The organism is Rhizobium sp. PEPV16, assembly GCF_008919455.1.
Classification (GTDB): domain Bacteria; phylum Pseudomonadota; class Alphaproteobacteria; order Rhizobiales; family Rhizobiaceae; genus Rhizobium; species Rhizobium leguminosarum_Q.
Window position 1 is genome coordinate 1 of the sequence record NZ_VSZV01000051.1, and the last position, 1,809, is coordinate 1,809.

Below are 1,809 nucleotides of genomic sequence, written 5' to 3' on the forward strand. Positions count from 1 at the left end.
ACGCGGTGATCCTCGAAAGCCTGCCGGATCGCGTGGCGGTGCTGACAAGGGACTATCGCTACCTCTATTCCAATCCAGCCAACAGCGCCCATCTCAACAGGAAGCCGATGGAACTCATCGGCCGCCACCTTTCCGAATTCATCGGCGAGGAGCGGTTTGCCGAATGCGCCAAGCCCAAGCTCGACGCCTGTTTTGCCGGCGACCAGATCGACTATACCTATGAGCGCTCGGACGGCAGCGGCGGGTCGCGGCAGGTGCGCTGTCGCATGTCGCCGCTGCGCGATGCGGGCGGCACGGTGATCGGCGCCCTGCTCGTCATGGAAGATCTCGATCGGCTGTCGCAGGCTGCCTGATCAATAGGCTTGGGTAGCCTGGTTAAGCAGTCGCCCAGACGGCGAGCTCATAACCATCGCGGTCGAGGAAGTGGAAGCGACGGCCGCCGGGAAAATCGGTGATCGGCCGGCAGATCGTGCCGCCAGCTCTTTCGACTGAGGTCAGCACTTCTTCCAGATCATTGGCATAGACGACGACCAGCGGGCCGCCGCCTGTCCGCACCGGTCCGAAATCGGTAAAGCCGCCCTTCAGCCGGCCGTCGTCGAATTCGCAATAATTGGGGCCGTAATCGGTGAAACGCCAGCCGAAGGCCGAGCCGTAAAAGGCTTTGGCGGCAGCGATGTCGGCGACGTTGAATTCGACATAGTCGATGCGGCGGTCGTTGTTTTCTGTCTTCTCGGCCATCTATCTCTCCATCAGGGCTTTCAGCATGGCGAGATCTTTCTCGACATGGGCGGCATCGGCGGAAAACTGCACGTCGGTCATGCCGGGCAGACGCAGCAGCGTGAACATGACCTCGCAGCCATCGCCGTTCGGCACGATGCGCAGGGCATTATAGACCCTGAGGCCGGATTCGATCGTCACCGTATGGTCGATCACGCCGAATTCATTGGCAGGCACGAAGCTCACCCTGATTTTTCCAAGAGCGCCATCGGCGATCCAGTCGGCACCATCAGGATCGAGCCCGGTCGCAAGGCCGGAGGCCCAGAGCGGCATGTTCTCCGGCTTGCCGGCGAATTCATAGACGTCGCGCCAATCGCGCTCGATCGACCGGTGGATGATTTTCGCGGGCATGGTCGTCATGGCTTGCAGGTCCCTGTCATTTGGTTTCGTCAGAATAACAAACCGGCCGACAGCGTCTTGAACAAAACGGTCAGTCGCCTCTTTTCCGCATGCCGAGCTGATCGAAAATGACGGCGGGCGTCAGCGTCGAAAGCTCGCCGACCTCCCGCGTCATGTGGGACTGGTCGGCAAAGCCCGCTTCGAGCGCAAGGCGGGCAAGCGGCATCGTGCCCGACTTGCGGCAGAGGTCGAGGAAACGCTGGAACCGGCGGATCCGTTCCAGCGTCTTTGCGCCCTAGCCGAAATAATGGTGGCAGCGACGGCGCAGCTGCCTTTCGCTCATGCCGAGCCGGTCGAGCAGGCCGGATGCCGGGCGGCCGCCGTCGGCGGCGGCAGCGCCAGGCGCAAAACGTGCGCCTATGACGGTCGCGCCCGGCTGGATGACGGGAAAGGCCGCCGTCCTGTCGGGGCCGGCGACGACCAGCCGGCCGTCGATCCAGAGGAGATCGCAATAGCCATCCGGCACGATCGCCACCATTGCCGGCGGTCCGTTATGGAACGCATGAGACCAGAGGCGGCTGAAATGGCGCCGCAGCGTCGGCGGCGGTGCATATTCGCGGTAGCGGCCGGCGCGGGCCGCCAGGAGAGCCATCTCTTTTCGTTTTCCCGATGCCAATGCGATATCTCCCGAGG

Annotated in this window: 3 protein-coding genes and 1 pseudogene; 1 reads left to right on the forward strand and 3 read right to left on the reverse strand. The window is 62.9% G+C overall.

Annotation, left to right across the window (positions count from 1 at the left end; all coding sequences use genetic code 11):
* A partial coding sequence (locus FY112_RS00405) for a PAS domain-containing protein (RefSeq protein ID WP_151517358.1) occupies window positions 1-353 on the forward strand: 353 nt, incomplete at its 5' end.
* Between the two features lie 22 nt (window positions 354-375).
* On the opposite strand, the gene FY112_RS00410 is transcribed toward FY112_RS00405, so the two are convergent.
* From FY112_RS00410 to FY112_RS00420, 3 genes and pseudogenes are all read right to left on the reverse strand, one after another.
* On the reverse strand, window positions 376-738 hold the full coding sequence (locus tag FY112_RS00410; protein ID WP_017960822.1) for a VOC family protein: 363 nt from the start codon (window positions 736-738) through the stop codon (window positions 376-378).
* Window positions 739-1,137: a polyketide cyclase gene (locus tag FY112_RS00415; RefSeq protein WP_017960821.1), complete on the reverse strand. Its 399-nt coding sequence runs from the start codon at window positions 1,135-1,137 to the stop codon at window positions 739-741.
* A 70-nt stretch (window positions 1,138-1,207) separates the two neighbouring features.
* Window positions 1,208-1,792: pseudogene (locus FY112_RS00420) on the reverse strand (helix-turn-helix domain-containing protein).
* Between the last annotated feature and the right edge of the window lie 17 nt (window positions 1,793-1,809).

Coding starts and splice junctions, on each gene's coding strand:
- FY112_RS00410 (WP_017960822.1), bottom strand. CDS start 738: ATGGCCGAGAAGACAGAAAACAACGACCGCCGCATCGACTATGTCGAA.
- FY112_RS00415 (WP_017960821.1), bottom strand. CDS start 1,137: ATGACGACCATGCCCGCGAAAATCATCCACCGGTCGATCGAGCGCGAT.